General features: G+C 46.6%; 16 protein-coding genes and 1 tRNA gene. 10 read left to right on the top strand and 7 right to left on the bottom strand.

The genetic code is table 11. From position 1 onward, the window contains the following. Positions 1 to 195 precede the first annotated feature (195 nt). Positions 196 to 879 carry a manganese catalase family protein gene (locus tag QUA62_RS10900; RefSeq protein ID WP_242716323.1) on the bottom strand — a complete coding sequence of 228 codons (684 nt, stop codon included), beginning with the start codon at positions 877 to 879 and terminating at the stop codon, positions 196 to 198. Positions 880 to 1,069: 190 nt separating this feature from the next. After that, positions 1,070 to 2,605 (bottom strand): serine/threonine-protein kinase, encoded by a 1,536-nt coding sequence (locus QUA62_RS10895; RefSeq protein ID WP_333403903.1) that lies wholly within the window; start codon positions 2,603 to 2,605, stop codon positions 1,070 to 1,072. Positions 2,606 to 3,233: 628 nt separating this feature from the next. Between QUA62_RS10895 and QUA62_RS10890 the strand changes: the two genes are divergently transcribed. The 3 genes from QUA62_RS10890 (at position 3,234) to QUA62_RS10880 (ending at position 8,782) form a co-directional block, all read left to right on the top strand. Continuing rightward, positions 3,234 to 3,306, top strand: a tRNA-His gene (locus QUA62_RS10890). 303 nt (positions 3,307 to 3,609) lie between these two features. Continuing rightward, positions 3,610 to 7,914, top strand: a complete 4,305-nt coding sequence (locus tag QUA62_RS10885) for an AAA domain-containing protein (protein ID WP_333403901.1) — start codon at positions 3,610 to 3,612, stop codon at positions 7,912 to 7,914. Next, on the top strand, positions 7,892 to 8,782 hold the full coding sequence (locus tag QUA62_RS10880; RefSeq protein WP_333403900.1) for a hypothetical protein: 891 nt from the start codon (positions 7,892 to 7,894) through the stop codon (positions 8,780 to 8,782). Before QUA62_RS10885 ends, QUA62_RS10880 begins: the two co-directional genes overlap by 23 nt. Before the next feature lie 258 nt (positions 8,783 to 9,040). Here QUA62_RS10880 and QUA62_RS10875 read toward each other — a convergent pair whose 3' ends face one another. The 3 genes from QUA62_RS10875 to QUA62_RS10860 all read right to left on the bottom strand — a co-directional run bounded on the left by QUA62_RS10875 (position 9,041) and on the right by QUA62_RS10860 (position 11,824). Then, the gene (locus tag QUA62_RS10875) at positions 9,041 to 9,304 is read right to left on the bottom strand and encodes a hypothetical protein (protein WP_333403898.1); all 264 of its coding nucleotides are present in this window, start codon (positions 9,302 to 9,304) and stop codon (positions 9,041 to 9,043) included. Between the two features lie 339 nt (positions 9,305 to 9,643). After that, positions 9,644 to 10,399 carry a DUF3747 domain-containing protein gene (locus tag QUA62_RS10865; protein ID WP_333403896.1) on the bottom strand — a complete coding sequence of 252 codons (756 nt, stop codon included), beginning with the start codon at positions 10,397 to 10,399 and terminating at the stop codon, positions 9,644 to 9,646. Positions 10,400 to 10,831: 432 nt separating this feature from the next. Further along, positions 10,832 to 11,824: a ribose-phosphate pyrophosphokinase gene (locus QUA62_RS10860; RefSeq protein ID WP_006635514.1), complete on the bottom strand. Its 993-nt coding sequence runs from the start codon at positions 11,822 to 11,824 to the stop codon at positions 10,832 to 10,834. A 609-nt stretch (positions 11,825 to 12,433) separates the two neighbouring features. Here QUA62_RS10860 and QUA62_RS10855 point away from each other — a divergent pair. From QUA62_RS10855 to QUA62_RS10840, 4 genes are all read left to right on the top strand, one after another. Continuing rightward, a complete protein-coding gene (locus QUA62_RS10855; protein WP_333282125.1) occupies positions 12,434 to 12,892 on the top strand; it encodes a GatB/YqeY domain-containing protein in 459 nt (152 codons plus the stop codon). Positions 12,893 to 13,267: 375 nt separating this feature from the next. Next, positions 13,268 to 14,998: a serine/threonine-protein kinase gene (locus tag QUA62_RS10850; RefSeq protein ID WP_333403894.1), complete on the top strand. Its 1,731-nt coding sequence runs from the start codon at positions 13,268 to 13,270 to the stop codon at positions 14,996 to 14,998. 60 nt (positions 14,999 to 15,058) lie between these two features. Then, complete coding sequence (bioD, locus tag QUA62_RS10845; RefSeq protein ID WP_333282131.1) at positions 15,059 to 15,766, top strand: dethiobiotin synthase; 708 nt, start codon at positions 15,059 to 15,061, stop codon at positions 15,764 to 15,766. Positions 15,767 to 16,020: 254 nt separating this feature from the next. After that, entirely contained in the window at positions 16,021 to 17,235 is a 1,215-nt protein-coding gene (locus QUA62_RS10840; protein WP_333403892.1) for a M20 family metallopeptidase, read from the top strand. A 372-nt stretch (positions 17,236 to 17,607) separates the two neighbouring features. On the opposite strand, the gene QUA62_RS10835 is transcribed toward QUA62_RS10840, so the two are convergent. Both QUA62_RS10835 and QUA62_RS10830 read right to left on the bottom strand, forming a co-directional pair. Beyond that, on the bottom strand, positions 17,608 to 18,588 hold the full coding sequence (locus QUA62_RS10835) for an aldo/keto reductase (RefSeq protein ID WP_333403890.1): 981 nt from the start codon (positions 18,586 to 18,588) through the stop codon (positions 17,608 to 17,610). Positions 18,589 to 18,935: 347 nt separating this feature from the next. Continuing rightward, positions 18,936 to 20,327 (bottom strand): glycoside hydrolase family 10 protein, encoded by a 1,392-nt coding sequence (locus QUA62_RS10830; protein WP_333403888.1) that lies wholly within the window; start codon positions 20,325 to 20,327, stop codon positions 18,936 to 18,938. Between the two features lie 229 nt (positions 20,328 to 20,556). Here QUA62_RS10830 and QUA62_RS10825 point away from each other — a divergent pair, with 229 nt between their 5' ends. The 3 genes from QUA62_RS10825 to QUA62_RS10815 all read left to right on the top strand — a co-directional run bounded on the left by QUA62_RS10825 (position 20,557) and on the right by QUA62_RS10815 (position 23,579). Then, positions 20,557 to 21,846, top strand: coding sequence for an FAD-dependent oxidoreductase (locus QUA62_RS10825; protein ID WP_333403886.1), 1,290 nt, complete (start codon positions 20,557 to 20,559; stop codon positions 21,844 to 21,846). A gap of 126 nt (positions 21,847 to 21,972) precedes the next feature. Further along, complete coding sequence (locus QUA62_RS10820) at positions 21,973 to 22,632, top strand: DUF2834 domain-containing protein (protein WP_333403885.1); 660 nt, start codon at positions 21,973 to 21,975, stop codon at positions 22,630 to 22,632. Positions 22,633 to 22,829: 197 nt separating this feature from the next. Continuing rightward, complete coding sequence (locus tag QUA62_RS10815) at positions 22,830 to 23,579, top strand: gamma-glutamyl-gamma-aminobutyrate hydrolase family protein (protein WP_333403883.1); 750 nt, start codon at positions 22,830 to 22,832, stop codon at positions 23,577 to 23,579. Positions 23,580 to 23,581: the final 2 nt, after the last annotated feature.

Here is a 23,581-nt window from a genome sequence, read left to right as displayed (position 1 = left end):
ACACCGTGGGGCGCGTGACTTAAAAATTACTTAACACAAAAGTTCGATATTCTAGGGTGCGCGGCTTAAAAATTACTCAACACTGGGCTTAAAGTTTCTAAGCCGCACACCTTACAAAAGAAGGTGCGCGGCTTAAAAATTACTTAACACTGGGCTTAAATCTTCACTCGCCACCCAGGTTACACAAATCTCAAATTAAGCTTTGGGAGCGGGATCGGCAATGTATTGGAAAGTAGGTTCCGAGTTCCAAGGCCCGCGTTCATCCTTGCCATTTGTGGACAAGTTAAAGTAGAGATCCACAGTGGAATCGGGGGGAATATTGCCGAACATCGGATCGGTGAGTTTGCCCACCGATTCCAAAGCTTTCATGAACATTTGAGTGTGAGAAATTTCGCGAGTCAGCAGAAACTGCAGCGTCTTTTTCGTTCCCATATCCGGTGCTAGTTTAATCAACTCTTCGTAGGTTTGGCGAGCTCCTCCTTCCGCAGCGATATTAGCGCGCAAATCGCGCACCACTTCCCCGCCTTCGTTGATATAAGCTGCCGTCCAAGCTTGACCTTGGCTGTCTAACAAGTGTGGGCCTACGCCGCGCACCGCAAACAAAGTGCTTTTATAAGCTTCTGTTTGGTCAGAGTTTTTGGTGTGCATTTCGATGAGTTGACCCACCATTTCTAAGTGGCTGAATTCTTCGAGCGCAATATCTTGAAGCATATCCTTAATCCCTGCATCTTCACAGTGGAATGACTGCACCCAGTATTGCAGAGCTGCTGTCAGTTCTCCGGTTGCTCCGCCAAACTGTTCTAGCAGCAATTGGGCAAAACGGGGGTTGGCTTCGTCTACAGTCACCGCAGCCATTAATTGTTTTTTGTGAAAAAACATGGATTGATACCTCTCTTTAATTCTGTTGTGTCTCAGGATCGCAGACTTTATCTGTGTTCGCCTTCAGCATCCATTGTGCGACAAGCGATCGCACCGAGCCTCGGTCAATGGATACATCTCTCGCGATAAATTTCTCTGCTTTCAGGTAGAGTTTAAAGTTAAAATTTTAGCTACTTAGTCGGTATAAATACTACAATTTACACGCGGCATTATTGTCGCACTCGGTTAATTTTGCAGACAGGGCATCGAGATGCCGCAGCCACTGAATGCCACCAACCCAAATGCGAGAGGGGAGGTGTCCGATTGGTGCTTGCTGATTAAATTTAATCTGCCCTAAAGTAGTAGTAGAATTGTAGGCTTGCCAGTTGACCCGATCGCAAAATCTGATATAGTCTCCCTTAACGCTTTCGTAAATCTGCTTTTGGACGCTGAAGCCAAACCGACCTTGACTGTAGTGCAGCCACAGGCGATCGACTGTTTGCAAATCTTGGCAGGGGAGCTGGTAAATTTGGCTTATTTCTAGCTGAGTTCCCGGTGGCTGGGAAAGAGATTGACACATCAAGCCCCAAGTTTCGCGATCGGCTTCTTTCCACTTTTTGTGAGACAAAAAATCCCGCAGTTTGGTATAATCAACTCCCCGTGCAGAAATTAGGGTTGGATCGAGATTTGAAGTATTTGAAGTGACAGATAAGGACAAATTTTCTGCCGAATTGGGGACGGCATTGGTGGGTAAAATTGAAGAATCCGGAGCTTGTAGTGCGCTGATATCGGTTGAGTTGTCGGTATTACCGAGCTCAGGAGCGATCGGCTTTTTGGGCGAAAGCAAATTTTGATGACGAATTTCTAAAGCTGCTTGGATATCGTCCAAAACTTCCGCAGCAAAACTGTACCGCTGATTGAGATGAGTTTGCAACAATTTATCTAAAATTTCACCTAACTCGTCGCTAATACTCGTGGCTTTGGGGAGAAACTCGCGCCACCACCAGCGCTCGTTGTTGCAGTCGTACATATCCAAGGGAGGAACTTGCGTCATTAGGCGAATGCAAGTAACACCTAAACTGTAAAGGTCGCTAGCAGGAAATACTTTGCCGCGCATTTGTTCGGGAGCTACATAATCTTGACTGCCAATGAGCGTTGCTGGACGAAGCATGGCTGAATCAGTCAGCAGTTTGGCAATGCCGAAATCGATCAATACGAGTTTGTTGTCTGACTGTCGGCGGATAATATTTTCGGGTTTGATGTCGCGGTGAATGACGCGCTTGCCATGGATAAAATGCAGCACTGGCAATAAGTCTTGCAGCAGTTGCCAAATTTTCTCTTCATCGTATACACTCTTGTCTAATTCTTGTTTAAGAGTCGATCCCCCTATAAACTCTTGAACTAAATAAATATGACCTTCTTGTTCAAAGCAGGCTAATAATGTAGGGATTTGCGGGTGTTTTCCGAGTTCGTCTAAACGGACGCCTTCTTGCCGAAATAATTCAACGGCTTTGTTAAAAATTTTGGGGTCGCGGTCGTAAAAATAAAATTGCTTGACTGCACAGCGGGGTAGAGATGGGATGTCTTCATCAATTGCTAGGAAAGTTTTACCAAATCCGCCTCTACCTAAAAGTTCAATCGGGCGATATCGCTGTCTCAGCACCAGGTTAAAGCCGCAGTTTAAGCAAAATTGTGCGGCGTTGGAGTTGTGAGGATTTTGACATTCAGGGTTCACACAGTAGCTCATATTGATTTTAGATTTTAGATTTTGGATTGCGGAGAAGAGTTTTTTTTACGAACCGCGAAGACGCGAAGCGAGGCGAAGGAAGAGGGAAGAGAGAAGAGAGAGAAGAGGGATGGTTGATAACTCATGCGGTGTGGGATAAGCTGTCCCGCTTCTTGTGTTGTATTTTTCGGGCGGGCGGGAAACCCCACAAGCATTTCATCTGAGATGTTGCACCATTCTCAATAAGGCTTTTAGGAGCGGGCTAGAAGAGCCCACCCTACAAGAAATTCATTCTTTGTGGAGCAGGCATCTTGCCTGTTCTTGAGAAGGGTGCAAGATGTGAGTTTTATCAAACTGGACTGTAAAATTTAGATGCGCCTGGGCTGATAAGGCTATTTTAATGCGCTGGGCCGAATCGGAACGCTGCCAAAGCTACCGAACCCAAGCCGCATGACTGCTGGGGGCGATATAATTGCCGATCGCACAAGCCGATCGCGCAGAGCGAAAATAGTGCTATAGTCTTACTGTGCTTGGAACTTGAGGCACAATCGATCTGTCGGGTTCAGGGACGCTCAGAAATATTTCAAAATATTTTTGCCTTACCCCTAGACTTGTGCTGAGATCTGATGCTATAGTTAAAACTGATACGGCGAGCGTAGCCAAGTGGTTAAGGCAGTGGTTTGTGGTACCACCATTCGTGGGTTCAAGTCCCATCGTTCGCCCTTTTGATTCTAAACAGTTTAATTCGAGCGCCTGTCGCCTGTACGGTAATTTGCGATGGTCGTAGGGTGTGCAATGCACACCTTAATTTTTTTTGGGATGTAGCGGTTCTGTCGGCACAAGTTCCGATGTGCTAATCTTAAATCCGGCGTTGCTGAATACAAATAAGAATTCAGATTTCGGCATTGCTATAAGCCAAGTCGGGTTAGTTTTGTAACATCAAGCGAAAATTTGATTCATACCGTGAATCAGCAACACCCTTAAATCCAATCTAAAATCTAAAATCTAAAATCTAAAATCAAAGTATGCCATCTTTAGTAACAGAAGATTGGGGATATAAATTTAGTGGCGATCGCACAATTAATAAGTTTATTCGGGATATAGAAGGAGAAGCGGCTTTAGGGAAATATTGCGATTGGGAATGTAGAGAGCGTGCGGAAATTCTGATGTCGGAGATAGCTGGCAAATCCCACAATCTTTTCTACGTCCGTCGCCAAAAGGTAAATGAGAGATTTTCTGAAGAAGAAATCTGGGAATTGCTGCTTGCTACGGATGGAGATGATTTTGAATTACCCCAATTGTTGCAAAAAGCCGATCGCACTTTGCGGTTGTTAGCAACTGTACGGTGTGAAGACGGAATCGGCGGTTTAAAACTGCTGGATGCTGGTTTGGTGGCGGTTCCCAGAGGGAGGAAAGATGGGTATGCTTTGCCGGTTCAGTTGCGACTTTTGGCTAACAGTCGCTCGCCAATTCCTGTAAAGTCGATCGCCCGCGTCCAACAAATGCCATTTTGGGACGACAGACACATACCGACTACCGAACAGCTAAAAGTTTGGCACACTTTTTTAAATGTTGAAAAACGCATCGCCGAAGCGCGTCAATTTTGTGTGCCTTTTCGCGGCCACAATTACGGTTCTGGCTTCAAAATCGTCACTTTTGAAATCGATCGTAATTCCGCAACTCTGGACGGCTACGAGGAAAATTCCTTAGAATTGGGCGACTTTCGCGAAAGGCTGAAAAAAGCCAGAAATGAAGAAATTATCCTGTTTGATTCGCCGCCCGGAAGCAGAAGCAGCCGCGATGGCGAGACATTGGGTAGCATCGCCGAAATTGACTTTGAACATGGTAAATTACGCATTAAGTTAGATTGTGATTTGGGCGCTCGCATGGCGGGCGGCAGATATCAAATGCCCAAACAAGGATTCCTGTATTTTGAGGCGGCGGGCGATATCAGTCAGATCGAACGCAAGAAGAAAGCTTTAAAAATGCTGACAGATGGTCGCGCTCAAAATCCCTATTTGAGTGAGTTTTTATTCGATTCTTCTCAGGCGAGACTGCCTGAAAAACTGATTAAATTGGATCGGGAAAACTTATTAAATCGCAATGCTAATGACGACCAACTTGCCGCCGTAGAAACGGTGCTTTCGGCGCGGGATTTAATTTTGATTCAAGGCCCGCCGGGAACTGGCAAAACGACTGTGATTGCGGAGATTTGCTATCAAATTGCCAGTCAGGGCGGCAAAACGCTCATTGCTTCGCAAGCAAATTTGGCTGTAGACAATGCTTTGAGTCGGTTAGTACACAATCCGGCGATTCGGGCTTTGCGGAAGGGAAAAGCTCATAAGGTGCAGGAAGAAGGGCAGCCGTTTTTAGAGGAAAATGCGATCGGCACTTGGCTGCAAAATACGGCGACTGACTGCGAAGAAAAGCTCTCGCAGCGCCTGACTAATGTCACATCTTTGCGGCAGTTGGTGGCAGAATCAGAGCGATTTACCGCATACTGTGCCGCCGAGAGAGATTTTTTGAATGAACTCAAACATCTGCACGACAGTAAAGCAAATATAGAGGAAAAATGCAGTCAGCAAGCAGCAGCTTATGAAGAGGCTTTAACCAAAAAAAGCGAGATTCAATCCCTAGTTCTGGGGCTAGAAAATTTGCTGGATGCGCCGAAAATCAACTGGGAATCTCCAGAAGTTGCCGAGTTTATGCCCACACTAAAACCTTATTCAGAAGGCAATGTTTTAGTAGAAAACTTTATGGCAAATGTTCGCATTGCTGCCAGCTATGCTACTCAAATCGGCTTCGATCGCCCTGCTTGTGGCGCGTTTGGGATTGCGGTTTGGCTGCAGGAAACTGTAGCAGCGCAAATATCGGAATTTAAGGCGGCATTCGATCGCGCTGATGATGTTTGTCACGCTATGTCGGCGGTTGCGGAGGCGTTGCGGGTGTCGCGGCAGATGTCTGAGGCTGTGAATCAACTCGAATTGGGCGATCGGCAAAATCAGACACACCGCCACAATCTCGAACAGAAAATCAAGAATTTGGAACTGCGAAAAGCGGAAATTGCAGCCGTTGTCGTCGCCGTTGCACAGTGGATTGAGACGGCAGATACGGGGCTCTATGAAGTCGTGAAAACTTGCTGGGAAACGGGCGCAATGCTCACGGATGATATGGTAGAATTGCCCGCAGGATTGCTGAAAATTGCCCGATCGCTCAAATTGCCGATCGTGCCTCCCAAATGCAAAATCAATTTGCCCGATTTGGATCGGTTGCAAAAGGCGATATCCCACGAAGAAAGCGCAGGTTTTAAGGACATACAAGGGCAACAGTTCCGGTTTAGCGAGTTTTTGCACCTAAATTTGAGTCAAACGCCGATCGTGCTCTCTGCGGGCGATCGCGCACAGTGGCAACAACTCGCCAAAGACTTCGCCAGCTACTCCCAAGTCAGCCAAAGTCAGCGCAAATTTATCATCGAAAAAGCTCGCACTTTCTTAGGTAGCATTCAACAATTTTATAGTGAATCATTGCACCCAAATCATATCCAGGCTACCTTCGATCGCCTAGTCAAAGAATTGCTGCACAGTATCCTCGCAAATGCCCGTCAGTGCGTGGTTCCCCTGAAAACCGAAACCGAACAGCAGCTTATCAAACAGCAACAATTATTAGATAAAATCGGTCAAACCTTGAACCAGCAGCAAATATCCGCCGCTAAACTTCAGGTAGAAACAGCGCAGCAAGAGGCGAATTTAAAAATTAGCGAAGTTACTAATTTGTTGCAAGCAATTGTCCAACAGCCAAACGCCCCTGAAAAGTTGCGGATTTTAGCCGAACAATATCTCGCCCAAAAATCGAATATTTGGGAGCAACCACAGCAGTTTGTCAAGCAAGTTGAGGCTTGGAAAGCAAGCACGATTCAGCTTGAAAAATCCATTGCTGACCTCGACCCTTTTGGGGTTTTGGAGACAATCAAAAACACTCTTGACGAGGATTTATCCCCGCTGCAAATTGCGGCTGCAACTTCGCAGCAACAACTTGCCGAGCTTCAAACAGAATTGAGCGAAATTACCGCTCAACTGCAACAGCAGCAACCGACAGCAGCATTACTGGTTGAAAGAAATTGGTGGGAGTCAGCATGGCAAACTATCCCGACTCAATATCAGCCAGAAGTTCCGAATACAGGATTATTCACCGTAGCTTTTTTAAACAAAATTAAGCGTTTATTTAAAACTTGGCAGCGGAAGTTAGAACAAGAAGAAACAGCCCTAAATCGTTCTCAAAACTTTGTGACAGATTGGATTCAAAAACTTCGCAATCCATCAGAAAAAGACCGCAACGATTTAAAGCAAATTTATATTGACAATGCCAACGTTATCGGCATTACTTGCGTGCAAGCGGCTAGTTTCGATTTTACTAAAAACTTTCCCAGCTTTGATGCAGTCATCATTGACGAAGTTAGCAAATGCACTCCCCCAGAGTTATTAATTCCCGCTTTGAAAGGCAGAAAGTTAGTATTAGTGGGCGATCACAGGCAATTGCCGCCGATGTTTAATCAAAGTACGATCGACGATATTGCCGAAGACATCGGCTGTACCGGAGACGAACTTAGCTTTATCAAAGAATCGCTGTTCAAAGTTTTGTTTGAAAATGCCAGCCACAGCATCAAAAAAATGCTGACAACTCAGTATCGAATGCACCCGCAAATCATGGGCGCAATCAATCAGTTTTACCAGCAAAAACTCAACTGTGGCATTCAGGAAGCTGACACCAAGCGCGCCCACAACCTCGCAGGTAGAATCATTCAAGAAAATAATCACATTCTGTGGGTGAAAACGCCCATCGGACAAGGATTTGAAGAAGAAAAACAGGGTACTTCGCGGTTGAATGTCAAGGAGATTGATGCGATCGAGCGTTTGTGCGAACAAATGCAGACAGCTTGGCAGCCCAAAGTTGCCGAGGGTGAACCGCCAAAAGAAATCGGAATTATCACTTTTTATGCTGCTCAATTAAATGCAATTAAAGACAGAATCGAAGGCGAAAGATTCCCTGCTTTGAGCATCCGCACTGGTACGGTTGACATATTTCAAGGCATGGAAAGACCTGTAATTATTGTCAGCACGGTGTGCAATAATGTTAGGGGCGATATTGGATTTGCTAAGGAACCGGAACGGGTGAATGTGGCATTTTCCCGCGCTCAAGAATTGCTGGTAGTTGTCGGCTGCCACGATTTATTTACCCAACAAACAGGTACAGTGGGAAAAATGTATCAGGAAGTTTCAAAAACGGTGCGTCACTGCGGAGGTTTTGTAGATGTTTCTAGCGTCCTCAACTAAACCAATAGACTCGAATTTAAGTTCGCTAGCCGAACAAATTGAGCAACAAAATCCGGGTTTGTCAGTGTTGGCGGCGCGTCAATTCCGCTTTGCAATCCGCCAAACTCCGCTGGAGGTGGCGGTTAGCGAACCGCGCGAGTTTAACGTGTTGGAAGAGTTCATTTTGCGGGCGGGTGTTGAGTTTGAACCTGCGCCAACTTTGAAGGAATTGGCGGATTTGCTGGGGTTGGACGAGATTTTTGTGAAGACTACGGCGGCGACTCTGGTTAGTTTGGAAAGCTTGGAGGTGGCTGAAAATGGGCAAATTGCGATCGCCCCGCAAGGTAGAGATTTTTTCGAGAAAGGTGCAGTTAGTCGATCGCAAATTCAATCAATTTATGCCATTTCCGATCCTTTAAATCAAACTCTTACCTTCAAATTCGATGCTTTAGCCGCAGAATCGGTCAACTTACCAGATTTAGCAGATTTAGTATCCCTCGAACATAAAATTAGCGACCTTGCGAATTTAAGTCTAGCAGAAATCCAGCCGTTAATTCAAGATTCCGGCTTAGGAATTCACGCCCCACAAAACGGCAAAATTGTCTCTGCTTGCGATGTCGTCGGCGACGATTTAGAGATTTGGCAAACAGTCTCGATTTTTGTGTTGCTAGATGCGATCGAAAATAAAACTACTATTCAAGTCAGACAGGGAAAGCAAATATTAGAAACCGCTTCAAACTTGCTAAACGAACTTGAATCGCAACAAAAACTTTCCTTAAATGACTTGTGTAAAGTAACCCCAGACATCGCACAGCAAGAATCCGAGACAATCCCCGTCCATAAAAATCCTAAAAAGCCATCTAAGAAGAAACCCAAGGAAACGATATGATGAGGACTAAAGTCCTGATTACCAACGGGTTTATAGTAAGGACTTTAGTCCGGATTAACTGATATCTTGCACCATTCTCAATTACTTGTTTAGGAACGGGCAAGATGCCCGTTCCACAATAAAATCAAGTTTTGTGGAACGGGCATCTTGCCCGTTCTTGACAAGAGTACAACATATAACTATTAACCAACAAATGAGGTAATTGTGCAATATACTCACATTCCCAACTTCTTGAAGAAGTCGGCGATCTAATTCGCCCTACTGAGGCTTAACGCATTTCAGCATCCGCCAAGTAGCCACCGCCGCGTAATTCCGCTTTGCAGGATCATCGAAAGCAAACCGATCGCCAATTTCCTTAAAAGCGGCAGCAACAGAACAATAAGCAGACATTTGAGTAAAAATAGAAGCAGCCCAATAATTCTGAGTGTCTGAAAAAGTTTTAGACGGTGCTTTAGCAACTAAATCCCGGTTCATTCCCCGGGCAGAGAAACCAAATTCCGCCGCTCGACGGAGCACCGCCATCAATTCAGCGCGAGTGACAGACTGCGTAGGTTTAAAAGCTCCATCTTGATAACCGCTAACTATTTTGTTTTCCCGCGCAAATAGAACTTTTCAGGCACTCCAGCGAGAAATAGGAAGGTCGCTATAGGGACGGATAGAAACATTGCTAGGAAATGTGATATTAGCATCTTGTATTCCTTTCCAGGATTCCAATACTAAAGATACCAATTGCTCTCTGGTAACAGCAAGTTGCGGTCGAAAGGTATTATTTTGAGAAAACCGGGCTACAAACCCAAAGCCCACAGTTTCTTTAATTTTGGAAGCGTAGCTATCTCCGAATTGTAGAAAAGCCTGTATTGCCTACGGTATTGGTATTTCCTGCGGTATTGGCTGGGGTAATGGCTGCGGTGATGGCTGCGGTAATGGCTGCGGTGATGGCTGCGGTAATGGCTGCGGTAATGGCTGCGATGATGGCTGCGGTAATGGCGGCGGTATTGGTATTGGTATTGGCTGCGGTATTGGCTGCGGTATTGCTTCGGTATTGCCTCCGGTATTGCCAATTTCTCCCGGTGCGGATTGATTGGTAGTGAAATAAAAGTGGCCTAATGTGCGGCCTTGGTAAGCTCTTTTACTCAAGCGCCAAGCAGGATCGAGACTGATTTTCATGAAGTCGTTAACATCGCCGTTTGTGCGACCGATAACCACCGATTTACCTTGGTAATCTACCGGAGTTCCAATTAGTAGAACATTGCCATCAACAGTTTCCAAAGTTAGGGTGTATTTTAATGCTAAATCGGTGCCTGCCATGCGAATTGAAAAGCCGTTGCTGTCTGTGGCGCGGCCACAAATACCGGTGAAATCAAAACTAACTAATAATGGATCGACTTTCACGGGATTAGAGCCACTTTCGCTCCAGCATTTGCGCGTGTCAGAGACTTGTTCTAGAATTAGCAATTGGTAGCCGCCGGAAGGGCGGGGTTGGGCGATGACAATTACTCGGTCTTGGTTAATTTCGGTTTCGTCAAAAGTAAATGCTTTAGCCGAACCGATCGCGCCAAGTGTTAAAATTGCTGAACCTGCCAGTGCGGCCACTGTTCGTACAAGTGAATGTTTCATGATTTTTCCCTATTGGCTCCTGATTGTGACGAGACTTATCTAGAATATAAAAAATTCGCCCTCTTCCAACAACAAGATAGAATTTTACCATCTCTTGTTCCGGTGGTACCAAGTGCGATCAATCGCCGATCGTCACATTGGTTTGTAGTGAGAACTAAAGTCCGAGCGAATTTTTATGACGACTTTAGTCCTCACTACAAAGTTATAACGGTTATTTTACCGAGGAACTTGATAAGCTGTCGGGCATCTAAATTGTATTTTGCGGGCGGGCGGGACGCCCACTCCACAAGAATTTGATGGGACTTGACAGTAAAATTTAGATGCGCCTGGGCTTATTACTTGCGGGAAACGATCGCACTATTCACAAAAAAACGGTGCGTTACACTTGGTTAACGCACCCTAAAACAAACATTCAAAAAGCGCCTTTCCTGTCTAGCGGAACATACTGCTAACAGAACTATCTTCGTGAATCCGCCAAATAGTTTCTCCGAGCAAATTGGCTACCGAAAGCACCGTCAACTGCTTAAAACGGTTCTCTTCCGGCACAGGAATTGTATTCGTAACAATTACCTCTTCCAAAACCCCGCTAGACAAACGCTCGATCGCCGGAGGCGAAAACACCGCATGAGTAGCACAAGCATAAACCTGCCTCGCACCCTCGCGGCGCAACAATCTCGCACCTTCAGAAATCGTGCCGGCAGTATCGATCATGTCGTCCACCAACACAGCAGTTTTGCCCCTGACATCACCGATAAGATTCATCACTTCTGCCACGTTGTGAGCTTGGCGGCGCTTGTCAATAATTGCCAGGGGAGCATCGCCAAGCTTTTTAGCAAAAGCTCTCGCCCTAGCGACTCCGCCAACATCCGGCGAAACCACAACAATATCCGTCAATTGCTTGCTCGCCAGATAATCCAAAAGCACCGGCGAACCGTAAACGTGATCGAAAGGAATGTCAAAATAACCTTGAATCTGAGCTGAGTGCAAATCCATCGCCAAAATGCGACCGGCCCCAGCTTCCGTAATCAAATTAGCCACTAATTTTGCAGTAATCGACTCTCTTCCGGCCGTTTTGCGGTCAGCCCTAGCATATCCGTAATAGGGGATGACGGCAGTAATTTGTCTGGCCGAAGCGCGGCGACAAGCATCGATCATAATTAACAATTCCATGAGGCGATCGTTTACCGGACAGCAAGTTGGCTGAATCAAGTAAACATCGCAACCCCGAATTGATTCTTGAATTTGAACGTAGAGTTCCCCATCAGCAAACCGCTTGCGAACCATCGGCCCCAAATCGATCCCCAGATAGCGAGCCACCTCTTGGGCGAGAGGAACATTAGCAGAACCGGAGAACAGCCGCAGACGGTCATGAGCGGAAACCGGCGGCTCGGGAAGCGGAAGCGGTAAAGTAGCAGAACGGATCACAGCAGGCCTCTTGCAGGACGTTTATTCCATCGCTATCTTACCATCTGAAACTAGAAATATTCAGCCAATTTTTTAAGAGATTGAACATTCGGGGCGGCCACAAGTGTGAAGTTAGGCGAATTGAATAGGACTTGCAGAAATATGTCCAACAAATCCGGTTTCTACCCCACATTCGGCTCCCTTAACGGTCACAATCGGTTTTTACTTATTTTTATCCAGCAATAAAACTATGAATTATACTTGAGTACCGTACATTAACGGATTAAAAACTTTTTAAAGGCATAATTTATTACTGTAAAGATAGAGTTTTCTGCGTAATTATGCTGTGTGACACTCCCACGGCGTGGAATGTGGGTTCTAGCGAACTCTGTACTGGCAGAAGTACGATCGCACTTGTGTCCCTGCGTCTAAAAGTTGTGGCGTGAGTCAATTTGGGGCCGAGGCTGGAAGTCTAGCCGCCCAAAATTCAGTCGAAGGCCGAAGGCATCCGGGTTCAATGCGATAAAAATGCCACCAACAGGCAATAAACTTGAAAAATACTGTAAAAAAAGTTAAGAATCGGAAGCATACTCCAGATTTTTGATATCGGGCAAAGCAAGGTAGAAATCGATGAGCTTAAGAGAACGCATTGACGAAGAAATCAAAGCAGCCATGAAGTCCAAGGACAAAGTTCGCTTGGAAACAGTTCGCGGCATCAAGAAATTTATTCTCGAAAAAGAAGTCAGCCTTCGTCCCTCCGGCCAAGAGACGCTGACAGAAGCTCAAGAAATGGAAATTTTGATGCAAATAGCCAAACAGCGCCGGGATTCGATCGAACAATACCGCAAAGGTGGCCGCGAAGATTTAGTGGCACAAGAGGAGGCGGAGTTGGCAATTGTTGAAGAGTATTTGCCGCCGCAGATGTCAGACGAAGAGGTGAGTCAAGTCGTTGACGAAGTGATTGCTTCGGTTGGCGCTACTTCTGCAAAAGATATGGGCAAGGTGATGGGCAAGGCAATGCAGCAGCTTAAAGGCAAAGCAGACGGTAACAGAATTCAAGACATGGTGAAAGCAAAGCTTAGTCAGTAGTCAGTAGTCAGCAGACATCTCCCATAAATAATCTCCAGCTTTATAGAGATGTATGGCCTAGACCGAGGGGCGACAACTTATTAGGGCTAAAGCCAAAAAACCCGGTTTCTACGAAAAATCGTGCATTTCTCCCTTGAGATATTGACGCAGAAACCGGGTTTTCGATCGGATATGCGGGTTGCAACCTGTGTATTTTCGTGAAAAAACCCGGTTTCTGACCATCCTGGCGTCCAAGAATGTCAAAAAAATGTAAAATACTAACTTTGGTCGGGACTGGAGACTACAGATAGTGAAGTATGCTCAAGAGCATTAAAGACATAGCATTACTAAGTCTGTGAGCGATCGTCTATTTTTTAACAGTTTCTACTTAAACTTATGCAGCCACCTATTGCTATTGGAACTCTCCTACAAAACCGCTACCGCTTGGTGAATATTTTAGGTCAAGGGGGATTTGGCCGGACTTATTTAGTAGAAGATTTGGGACGGTTTCAAGAACGCTGCGCCCTGAAGGAATTGATCCCAGTGCAAAGCGGGCCTTACGTTTTGGAAAAATCGAAGGAATTGTTTCAAAGAGAGGCGGCAATACTTTACCAAATAGCGCACCCGCAAATTCCCCAGTTTCGGGCAATATTTGAAGAGAACCAGCGTTTGTTTTTAGTGCAGGATTACGTGGAAGGGATGACTTACCGCGAACTGCTGCTCGATCGAACTTCAAATGGTCGCAGCTTCACGGAAGCCGAAGTCTTGGTATTTATCCGGCAAATGCTGCCGGTACTGGCTCACATCCACGCCCGCGGCATCATCCACCGCGACATCTCCCCAGAAAATATCATCCTCCGTGAAAACGACCAAATGCCGGTGCTGATTGACTTTGGAGTGGTGAAGGAACTCGCCACCAAAGTCCAGTCTCCCGAAGGAACAGCCCACGCGACAACTGTCGGTAAAATCGGCTACGCGCCGATGGAACAGTTGCACAGCGGGCGAGTAACTGCCAGCAGCGACCTCTACGCTTTAGCCGTAACGGCGATCGTCCTGCTGACAGGCAAAGAACCGCAGGAATTGCTCGATCAAAAAACGCTGCAGTGGAATTGGCAGCAGCAAGTGCAGGTGAGCACAGGTTTGGCTTTGGTGCTGAATCGGATGTTGAATCGGTCTCCGGGCGATCGATATCAATCTGTCAGCGAAGTCGCCCAAGCACTCGACGCCCAAACTAATCCTAAGCCTAGCCAGCCAACTGTACCGCCCGCGCCGCCAGCAGTGGTGCCGACAAACCCTTCGCTAATAGCAACGGTGGCCGTGGGCAGGCCGCCGGAGCCAGCCGCCCCGACTTCCCCCCCGCAAAACCAGCCAGCCGCCCGGAGTTCCCGCCCGCCAAACCAGCCAGACCCGTTAAGTGAGCCAGCAGGCGACACTTTTTGGGACAATCCCATCGCTGCGATCGGACTGCTGGCGGGCTTAGTAATCTTGACTGGCTTCGGTTCCTGGGCCTTAGTCGGCTCATTTCTCAACAATTCGCGCCCCAAACCCACTCCGACACCGCCAGCACTCACAAACCCGACGCCGACACTAACTCCGATACCAAACCCGCTACCTTTGCCAACCCCAACCCCGCAACCTTTGCCAACCCCAACCCCGCAACCTTTGCCGGAACCGAGCCCAGAACCTTTGCCGGAACCGAGCCCAGAACCTTTGCCAGAACCCAGCCCAGAACCTTTGCCGGAACCCAGCCCAGAACCTTTGCCGGAACCCAGTCCAGAACCTTTGCCGGAACCCAGCCCAGAACCAAGCCCAGCGCCAACTCCGACACCAAAACCGACGCCCGCGCCGGCTCCAGCGCCCAAACCGACGCCCAAACCGACGCCCGCGCCGGCTCCAGCACCCAAACCGACGCCCAAACCGTCGCCAACACCCGCGCCAACACCCGCACCAACACCCGCACCAACACCGGAACCGGCCCCAACACCCGCACCATCGCCGGAACCGGCCCCAACACCCGCACCGTCACCGGAACCGGCCCCAACTCCTGCACCGTCGCCGGAACCGGAACCGGAACCCGCGCCGGAACCGGAACCAGCACCAACACCCGCACCATCGCCAGAACTCTAAACTTCTGGCAAAATTCCCCTAGACTGATGTTGAGGCCAATTACTTGTTAGCTATTTGCCAATGAACTCGCTGCTAATTGCTGGAACTGATACCGACGCGGGCAAAACTGTTTTGACCAGCGCTCTGGCTGCTTATTGGCAAATGTATTTTCCCGATCGCAGTTTGGGAATTATGAAGCTGTTGCAAACGGGAACGGGCGATCGCGAACTCTACACCCGTTTGTTTTCCCTCGACCAATCCCCCGAAGAACTCAATCCAGTGCACTTTGATGCCCCTCTAGCACCGCCGATTGCCGCCGAACGGGAGGGGAGACGTATCGAACTCGAAAAGGTCTGGACGGCTTGGCAAAGCCTCTCGCAGCGCAAGGATTTTGTGTTGGTGGAATCTTTGGGAGGGCTGGGATCGCCTGTAACGCGGGAACTGACGGTGGCCGATATTGCCAGGGATTGGCGGCTGAGAGGGGTTTTGGTAGTACCTGTGAGGTTGGGGGCGATCGGGCAAGCTGTGGCGAATGTTGCTCTCGCCAGACACACTGGTTTTAAGCTGAGAGGAATTGTGCTCAATTGCGTTAAAGCTTATTCGGAACAAGAAATTGCCGATTTAGCGCCCGTTGATTTGATCCAGTCGCTGACTCAAATACCTGTGTTGGGTATTTTGCCGCATTTAGATGACCCGACTGACCTTGCTAAATTAGCTAAAATTGCTTCAGATTTAGATTTAGAGCGGTTACTGCCAGGGGTTAATTTAGTTGCTCAGACTTCTAAATAACCCTATTCTAAACACCTCTCTTTCTCATTCTTCTCTTCCTCTGCGTACTCTGCGCCCTCTGCGGTTCATAAAAAAATCTCCGGCCCAACTGGGATAGGATTGAAGAAGATTTTATTTTAACCACAAAGACCGCAGAGACCGCAGAGAAAGAGCACAGAGAGTTTCACAACTTATTCGGCATCGCTATAATTAGTGATTACCATTTATTAAGTGATTAAATCTAAAACCTAATCCAAAAAAAAGGAGAATAAAACATGGTTTCTACTTTACCGAATTTAACCTCTGTCGATTTATCTCAATTGCGGCTGGAGATTAGAAATTTGCAGCCTCAGCTAGTCGAATGGCGTCGCCTTTTGCACCAAAAGCCGGAGTTGAGTTTTGATGAAAATTTAACGGCGCAGTTTGTCTCGCAAAAGTTGCAGGAATGGGGCATAGATCATGAAACTAATATTGCTAAAACTGGTATTGTCGCAACTATAGACAGCGGCAAACCGGGACGGGTTTTGGCAATTCGCGCGGATATGGATGCTTTGCCTATTCAAGAAGAAAATGAGGTGGATTATCGATCGCAGCATGATGGAATTATGCACGCTTGCGGCCACGACGGCCACACTGCGATCGCCCTCGGTACTGTTTGTTATCTCGCAAAGCACAAACACAGCTTTTCGGGTAAAGTAAAATTTATCTTTCAGCCCGCCGAAGAAGGGCCAGGAGGCGCAAAACCGATGATTGAAGCGGGAGTTTTGAAGAATCCTGATGTTGATGCGATCGTCGGCTTGCATTTGTGGAACAATCTACCTTTGGGCACTGTAGGCGTCCGCAGCGGCGCTTTGATGGCGGCTGTCGAAGTTTTTGACTGCACAATTTTTGGCAAAGGTGGACACGGCGCAATGCCACATCAGACTGTGGACTCGATCGTAGTTACAGCCCAAATTGTCAGCGCTTTGCAGGCAATCGTCGCGCGGAACATTGACCCGATCGACTCAGCGGTAGTAACTGTCGGCAACTTCCACGCAGGCCACACCCACAATGTGATTGCCGACACCGCTCAAATCGGTGGCACGGTGCGCTATTTCAACCCAGCATATCAAGGTTATTTTGCCAAGCGAATCGAGCAATTAATTGCCGGAATTTGTCAGAGTCATGGGGCAAATTACCAATTAGATTATTGTTCGCTGTACCCGCCAGTTATTAATGATTCGAGAATAGCTGAATTGGTGCGCGGCGTGGCAGAATCAGTTGTCGAAACTCCTGCAGGAATCGTTCCCGAATGCCAAACAATGGGCGGCGAGGATATGTCGTTCTTTTTGCAAGAAGTGCCAGGTTGCTATTTCTTTTTGGGTTCAGCAAATCCAGAGAAAAACTTGGCTTACCCGCACCATCACCCGCGTTTTGATTTTGATGAAACTGCGTTGGGGATGGGTGTAGAAATGTTTGTGCGGTGTGTCGAAAATTTTTGTGTGGTGTAAATCAGGCTTTCAGGGGTGGGCTAGAAGCCTACCCCACCACAAAATTTAGTTTTTCTAGAACAAGCACATTCATGTCTTGTGGAACAAGCATCTTGCCTGTTCATGAGAATGGTACAACATCTCACATCTTGCACCATTCTCAATAAGCCTTTTATGGGCGGGCTAGAAGCCCACCCCACAAGAAAATTTAGTTTTTGTGGAACAAGCAAATTCATGTCTTGTGGAACAGGCATCTTGCCTGTTCCTGAGAATGGTACGGGCAGGCTAGAAGCCTACCCCACAAGAAAATTTAGTTTTTGTGGAACAAGCAAATTCATGTCTTGTGGAACAGGCATCTTGCCTGTTCATGAGAATGGTACAACATCTGAGATATTACCGAGTTTGAAAGATATTCTGCACCATTTTCTTATCTACACTCGCCGCTGCCTTATCCAATTCGGCAATCTCGCCCGAGTCTAACTCCCAGCCCAAAGCACCAATATTATCCCTCGCCTGTTCCACAGATTTCGCCCCCGGAATCGGAATAGTTTCTTTGCAGATGCACCAGTTAATTGCTATCTGCGAAACAGTCTTGTTTCTGAATGCCGCTATTTCTCGCAAACACTCCAAAAGCGATCGCATTCCCGGAAGTAGCTGCTTGCACGCCAAACCTCGGATACCTTTAGGAAGAGAGCCATTTTCCGAGTATTTACCCGTCAGCAAACCCAAGGCTAGAGGACTGTAAGCAATCAATTTTATCCCCAATTCATCGCAAACATCTTTCAATCCGAGTTCTGTCACCGGATAGGTAGAAAGTAGCGAATATTGCACTTGTAAAGTAAAAATAGGAATTTGGCGATCGCTAAATTTCCGATGCACCCATTTCAGCCGTTTCGGCCCGTAATTAGACAAGCCCACTCCTTTGACCAATCCTTGCTCGTAAAGGTCAGCCAAACCGTGTAAAAGAGCCCCCTCTTGCCAAGGAGCGTAATTGGCTGTAGACCAGTGCATTTGTACCAAATCTACATTTTTTCCGAGGCGCCCAGCAGAAGCTTTGCAAGCCGATATCATTGATTGTCGCGTCAGCCTCCAAGGATAAGCAGCCAGTTTTGTCGCAATACAAATACTATCTTTGTTTACACCTTGATATTGTTGAGAAAACTGCCCCAAAAGCTGCTCGCTGCGTCCATTTAATTTCCCAGTTCCGTAAGAGTCGCCGGTATCGAATAAAGTGACGCCGTTACTAACACAAAGATCGAAAACGGCTTGCAATTCCTCGTCCATACTTTCATTGTAGCCCCAGAGCAATCTGTTGCCCCAGGCCCAAGTGCCACAGCCCATTTTTGGAATTAAAATTTTTTGGTTAGTTGGCATTTTTTTGATGGTAGTTGTTGGTAATACGGATATTTTATAGGAACATAACTCGGTATCCCCTACCCCCCCAGTAGAGCTGTTTTATTCTGTTACGGGCCGCCAGGGACTCAAGTCCCTGTCGAATAGCATAAGTCGGTTAAAACCGACTCAAATAGTAATCTAAATTTTCAAAAGTAGAGTTACACATATATTCTGCGCTAACTCTATACAAAAACAGCTTTAATAGAATTGCTACAGTCGTCTAAAGACGACTTCAGCTATGAGACAGGGGTTTAAACCCCTGTTGGACTGTCGGACTAATGGCACACCCTACAAAATTACCAATGACTGATGACTCTTTAATTCTTTTACGTGGTTGGCGAGGGGGAAGGTGCCGTGTTTTTAATAGGTTGCTCTGGCTTAGCTTTCGGGTCTGGTTTGGGTGGCGCCGGCGGAGGGAAAGTCGCCGCGCGTCTGGGTATTTGTAGCGCTGTTCGGAATGCAGAAGACGGGAAGAAAGCACTAAATTGAGAAAGTCGATGGGCGAGGGGTTCTGGTGCATATTCCCACAAGCTTTCGTAGTAGAAGAAAGCGACGCCTAAGCCGTATCCTTGGACTGCTTGCACCTGAGATTTAATTTGCTGAATCGGTACTGGGTTATTTCTCAAACCTGTCATAATCCCAACTCCGGTGGGAATTTTTTGCTGTGCTTCTTGCATTTCTGGACGGTTAATCTTGTCCACAAATGATTCTAGATTGGGACGGTACACTTGCACGATTAGCTCGTCGGCAATATCCAAACGCACCCAAGCCAGCCAATCTTGCAGGTGATGTTTGTAAGCAAAATCGTAATAATTGGGAGAAATCGAGAAAATTGCATTGGGTTTGACTGCTTTGACGGCTTGATTTAGCTGTGACATAAAAGCGGTAATTTTATTTGCCCGCCATTGCACCCATGCTGGATTTTGAAAATCTTTTGGGGGAGCTTTTTTTGTTTCTTTGGTATACAAAGCAACTGTGTAGTCATCATATCCAAATTCCGCCGGCAAACTCATGTGATCGTCAAATTGTATGCCGTCTGCGTTATATTGACTGGTGATTTCTAGTACAAGTTCGGTAATGAATTGCTGCACTTCTGGATGAAAGGGATTGAGCCAAACTACTTCGCCGCCCGCGTCGTTTGATGTTTGGCTGCCGTCCTGTTTTTGTGTCAGCCACTCGGGATGAAGTGTGGCTAATTCTGATGTGGGAGGAGCCATGAAACCAAACTCAAACCAAGGAATTACTAACAGGCCTTGGCGGTGAGCTTGATCGATTAAATCGGCGATCATATCTTGTCCATCTAACCCTCTGTAAACAAAGGGTTGAATGTCTCTTTGCTGCGCTACATAGCTGGGATACATTGTATAGCCAGAATTCCAGACTACAGGATAAATAGTGTTGAAATTTAACCGCTTTAATTGGCTGACAGCATCTCCTAGTTTGCGACGATCTCTGAGGATGTCTTTGTCGTTTGTCGTCATCCAAACGCCGCGAATTTCCTGGCGGGGTTGCTGGGCGATCGCCGGAATCAAGTTGTTCGCCAGCAATACTATAATGAATGAGAGGGCAAACAGAAGCGGGAAAAGAGTTTTAATCGATCGCTGCCAACTGCGCGGAATGATGCGTAATGTCATAGTTTTGAATGGTGAGTTAGCTATTGAAACACACCCCGGCATAATTTGGTGATAAAATTTGCTCGCTCTACAGTCTACAGCCATTTGCGCTGAATGTGGAATCAATTAAACGAAATGGGTAGATTGATGTGCTCCGAGCGCAACTGAGCTAAGTATAATCTCTGAGACAGAGGCTAAGTGACAGCATTCTGTCTAACTGCTAAGAAATCATTCCTTACGCAGTGCAAGCTCTCCTTACCGGAGAGTGCGGCCCAAGGAGTGCGAGTGCTGTACAATATTGGTGCTGGAACATTTCGATAGAACATCTGTAATTGTGAAAGATTTAGTCTTAATTGGTGGCGGTCACAGTCATGCTATTGTATTAAAAATGTTCGGTTTCAAACCGCTGCCTGGAGTGCGTTTAACTTTGATTAGCGACGTGCTGCACGCGCCTTATTCCGGGATGCTGCCGGGGCACGTTGCCGGGTTTTACGATTATGATGAATGTCACATCGATTTGCGATCGCTCGCTGAATTTGCCGGGTGTCAAATATTAATCGATCGGGCGATCGCGATCGACCTTAACAAAAATTTAGTTATTTGTCAAACTCGCCCTCCGGTTAATTTTGACTTGCTTTCTGTGGATATCGGCAGCACTCCTGCGAGTTTATCTGTACCGGGTGCTGCAGAATATGCAATCGCCGCTAAACCCGTACCGGAGTTTTTAGCTAGCTGGAATCAGTTAATTTCCCAAAGGCAAAACCATCCCGAAAAACCGCTGCGGATCGCCATTGTCGGCGGCGGTGCCGGCGGCGTAGAATTAGCATTAAATATGCAATCTCGATTGGGGAAGGAAGAGGGAAGAAGGAAGAGGGAAGAAGGAAGAGGGAATAAGGAAGAGGGAAGAATGAAGAGGGAAGAAGGAAGAGGGAATAAGGAAGAGGGAAGAAGGAAGAGGGAAAAAAAATTAGAAAACTTATCATCAGAAATTCATTTGTTTCACAGCGGTGCTGAATTGATGCAGGGACACAATCAGCGGGTGCGCCGACGCCTTCAAGAAATTCTCATCAGTCGCGGCATTCAATTGCATTTAAAGGAAAAAGTCTGTGCTGTAAAAAAGATTAAGAGGGAAACCACTCTTCAATTCCCTACCGATTACCAACTTTCCTGTAAATCAGGTTTAGAATTAGAGTGCGATCGCATTTTTTGGGTGACACAAGCATCGGCAGCCCATTGGATCGGAGAATCCGGTTTAGCAGCCGATTCAAACGGCTTTATCCAAGTCAACGATTGCCTGCAATCAGTCTCTCACCCCAACGTATTTGCGGCTGGAGATATCGCTGCGATGGTTAATTATCCCCGGCCCAAAGCAGGTGTGTTTGCCGTGCGTCAGGGCAAACCGCTGTTTGAAAATTTGCAGCAGTTTTTATTGGAAAAACCGCTGAAACCCTTTGCACCGCAGGAACAATACTTAGGGTTAATTGGTACTGGGAATAAAAGGGCGATCGCATCTCGCGGATCTTTCATGTGGGAATCGGCGCTGCTGTGGTACTGGAAAGATTGGATCGATCGCCAATTTATGCAAAAATTTAGCAATCTGCCCAAAACCCGCAATACCAAATAATAATACATTCAGATATTCTCCTCTCCTCCTCTGCGTCCTCTGCGTCCTCTACGGTAAACAAAAAAAGTCTTATTCAAAAACCCTTTAAGCTTGCTATAGTAATATCAGAAGTAAAGAAAACTAACTATGTTCCGAAAAATTGGATTTTGGCTGCTTTGGATTGCATTTACCACCTACGCCTTTGTATTTGCACCACCCAACAGCCCAGAAACCATCACACTAATTACCAATCTTTCCACAGGCAAAATATCAGACATCAACCCTTTAATTGTAGCGTTGTTCTACATCATGGGAGTCTGGCCGCTCATCTACAGTTGCATCTTATTTACTGACGGCAGGGGCCAGAAAATACCTGCATGGCTATTTGCCACTTTATCCTTTGGCGTCGGCGCCTTTGCCTTGCTGCCTTATTTAGCCCTGCGCGAACCGAATCGAGAATTTCCAGGTCAGAAAAATATCTTTTTAAAGATATTAGACTCCCGTTTTACTGGAATTTTCTTAACATTAGGCGCTGCTGCGTTGGTTGCATTTGGCTTGACAAAAGGCGATTGGTCGGATTTTATTGGACAGTGGCAAACCAGCCGTTTTATCCACGTAACGAGTTTAGATTTTTGTCTGCTTTGCCTACTATTTCCGGCTTTGTTGGGAGACGACATGACGCGCCGAGAAATGCAGAAGTCTACAGCATTTTGGGCTTTAACATTAGTGCCGCTGTTCGGGCCACTGGCTTATCTGTGTACGCGCAAACCGCTGCCCGAAACTAATACTCAAACTGTTACCAATTAGACAGCAGTGGAGGAAATTATCAGTTTAATGTAGGAATCAATCACAATAAAGCAGACAAAAACAGGCAAGATGACTGTTCCACAATAAGTAAGTAAGTTTTATTGTGGGTGGACTTCGAGTCCGCCCATAAAAAACTGATTACAAATAGTGCAAAATCTGAGTATTAATCTAAATCATTATCTCCCAATCTCTAGCAAATGAAAAAATTTCCGATTGTTGGCATCACAACATACAACCGCTGTCCAGCAGGCGAATATCGCTTAAATGGAACTTATATTGATGCAGTTCAAGCGGCTGGTGGCATTCCGATTTTACTGCCCCCCAATCAATTAGATCCCGCTAGTATTTTGGATGCAGTAGATGGTTTGATTTTTTCCGGGGGCGGAGATATCAACCCAGAACTTTATGGCGGTTATGTCGATCGCACAGTTTACTCGGTTAATGCAGAACGCGACAATTTTGAATTAAGCTTAGCAAAGCTAGCTTTGAAGGCTGACATACCTGTGTTGGGGATTTGTCGGGGAATGCAAATCCTGAACGTAGCCAGCGGTGGCAGTTTGGTGATTCACGTACCGGATGCTTACGGAGACGAGGTTAATCACGGATCGGGAATTCCGCCACGTGCGATCGAGCATACCATTGAAATTGAGCCAACCAGTCGGCTAGCAAAAATTATGGGAAAAACTTCAACAACAGTTGTTTCCTGGCATCATCAAGCTGTGCGGAAGGTAACCTCCGATTGGCGAATTGTAGCCGATGCACCTGACACTTTAGTAGAAGCAATGGAACACTGCTATCACCCTTGGATGATAGCAATTCAATGGCACCCGGAAATGTCGCCAAACTGTTCGTTCAACTCTCGAATTTTTAAGGCTTTCGTAGAAGCAGCCGCTTCAAAATTTATGAATTCTACCCAGTCTGCATCACAGGCAATTCATACATTTTGATA

Origin of the sequence: Microcoleus sp. MON1_C1, from assembly GCF_036701945.1 — a bacterium.
GTDB lineage: Bacteria > Cyanobacteriota > Cyanobacteriia > Cyanobacteriales > Microcoleaceae > Microcoleus.
Note: the sequence above shows the minus strand (reverse complement) of the source record. Positions and strands in the feature narration are given on the sequence as shown.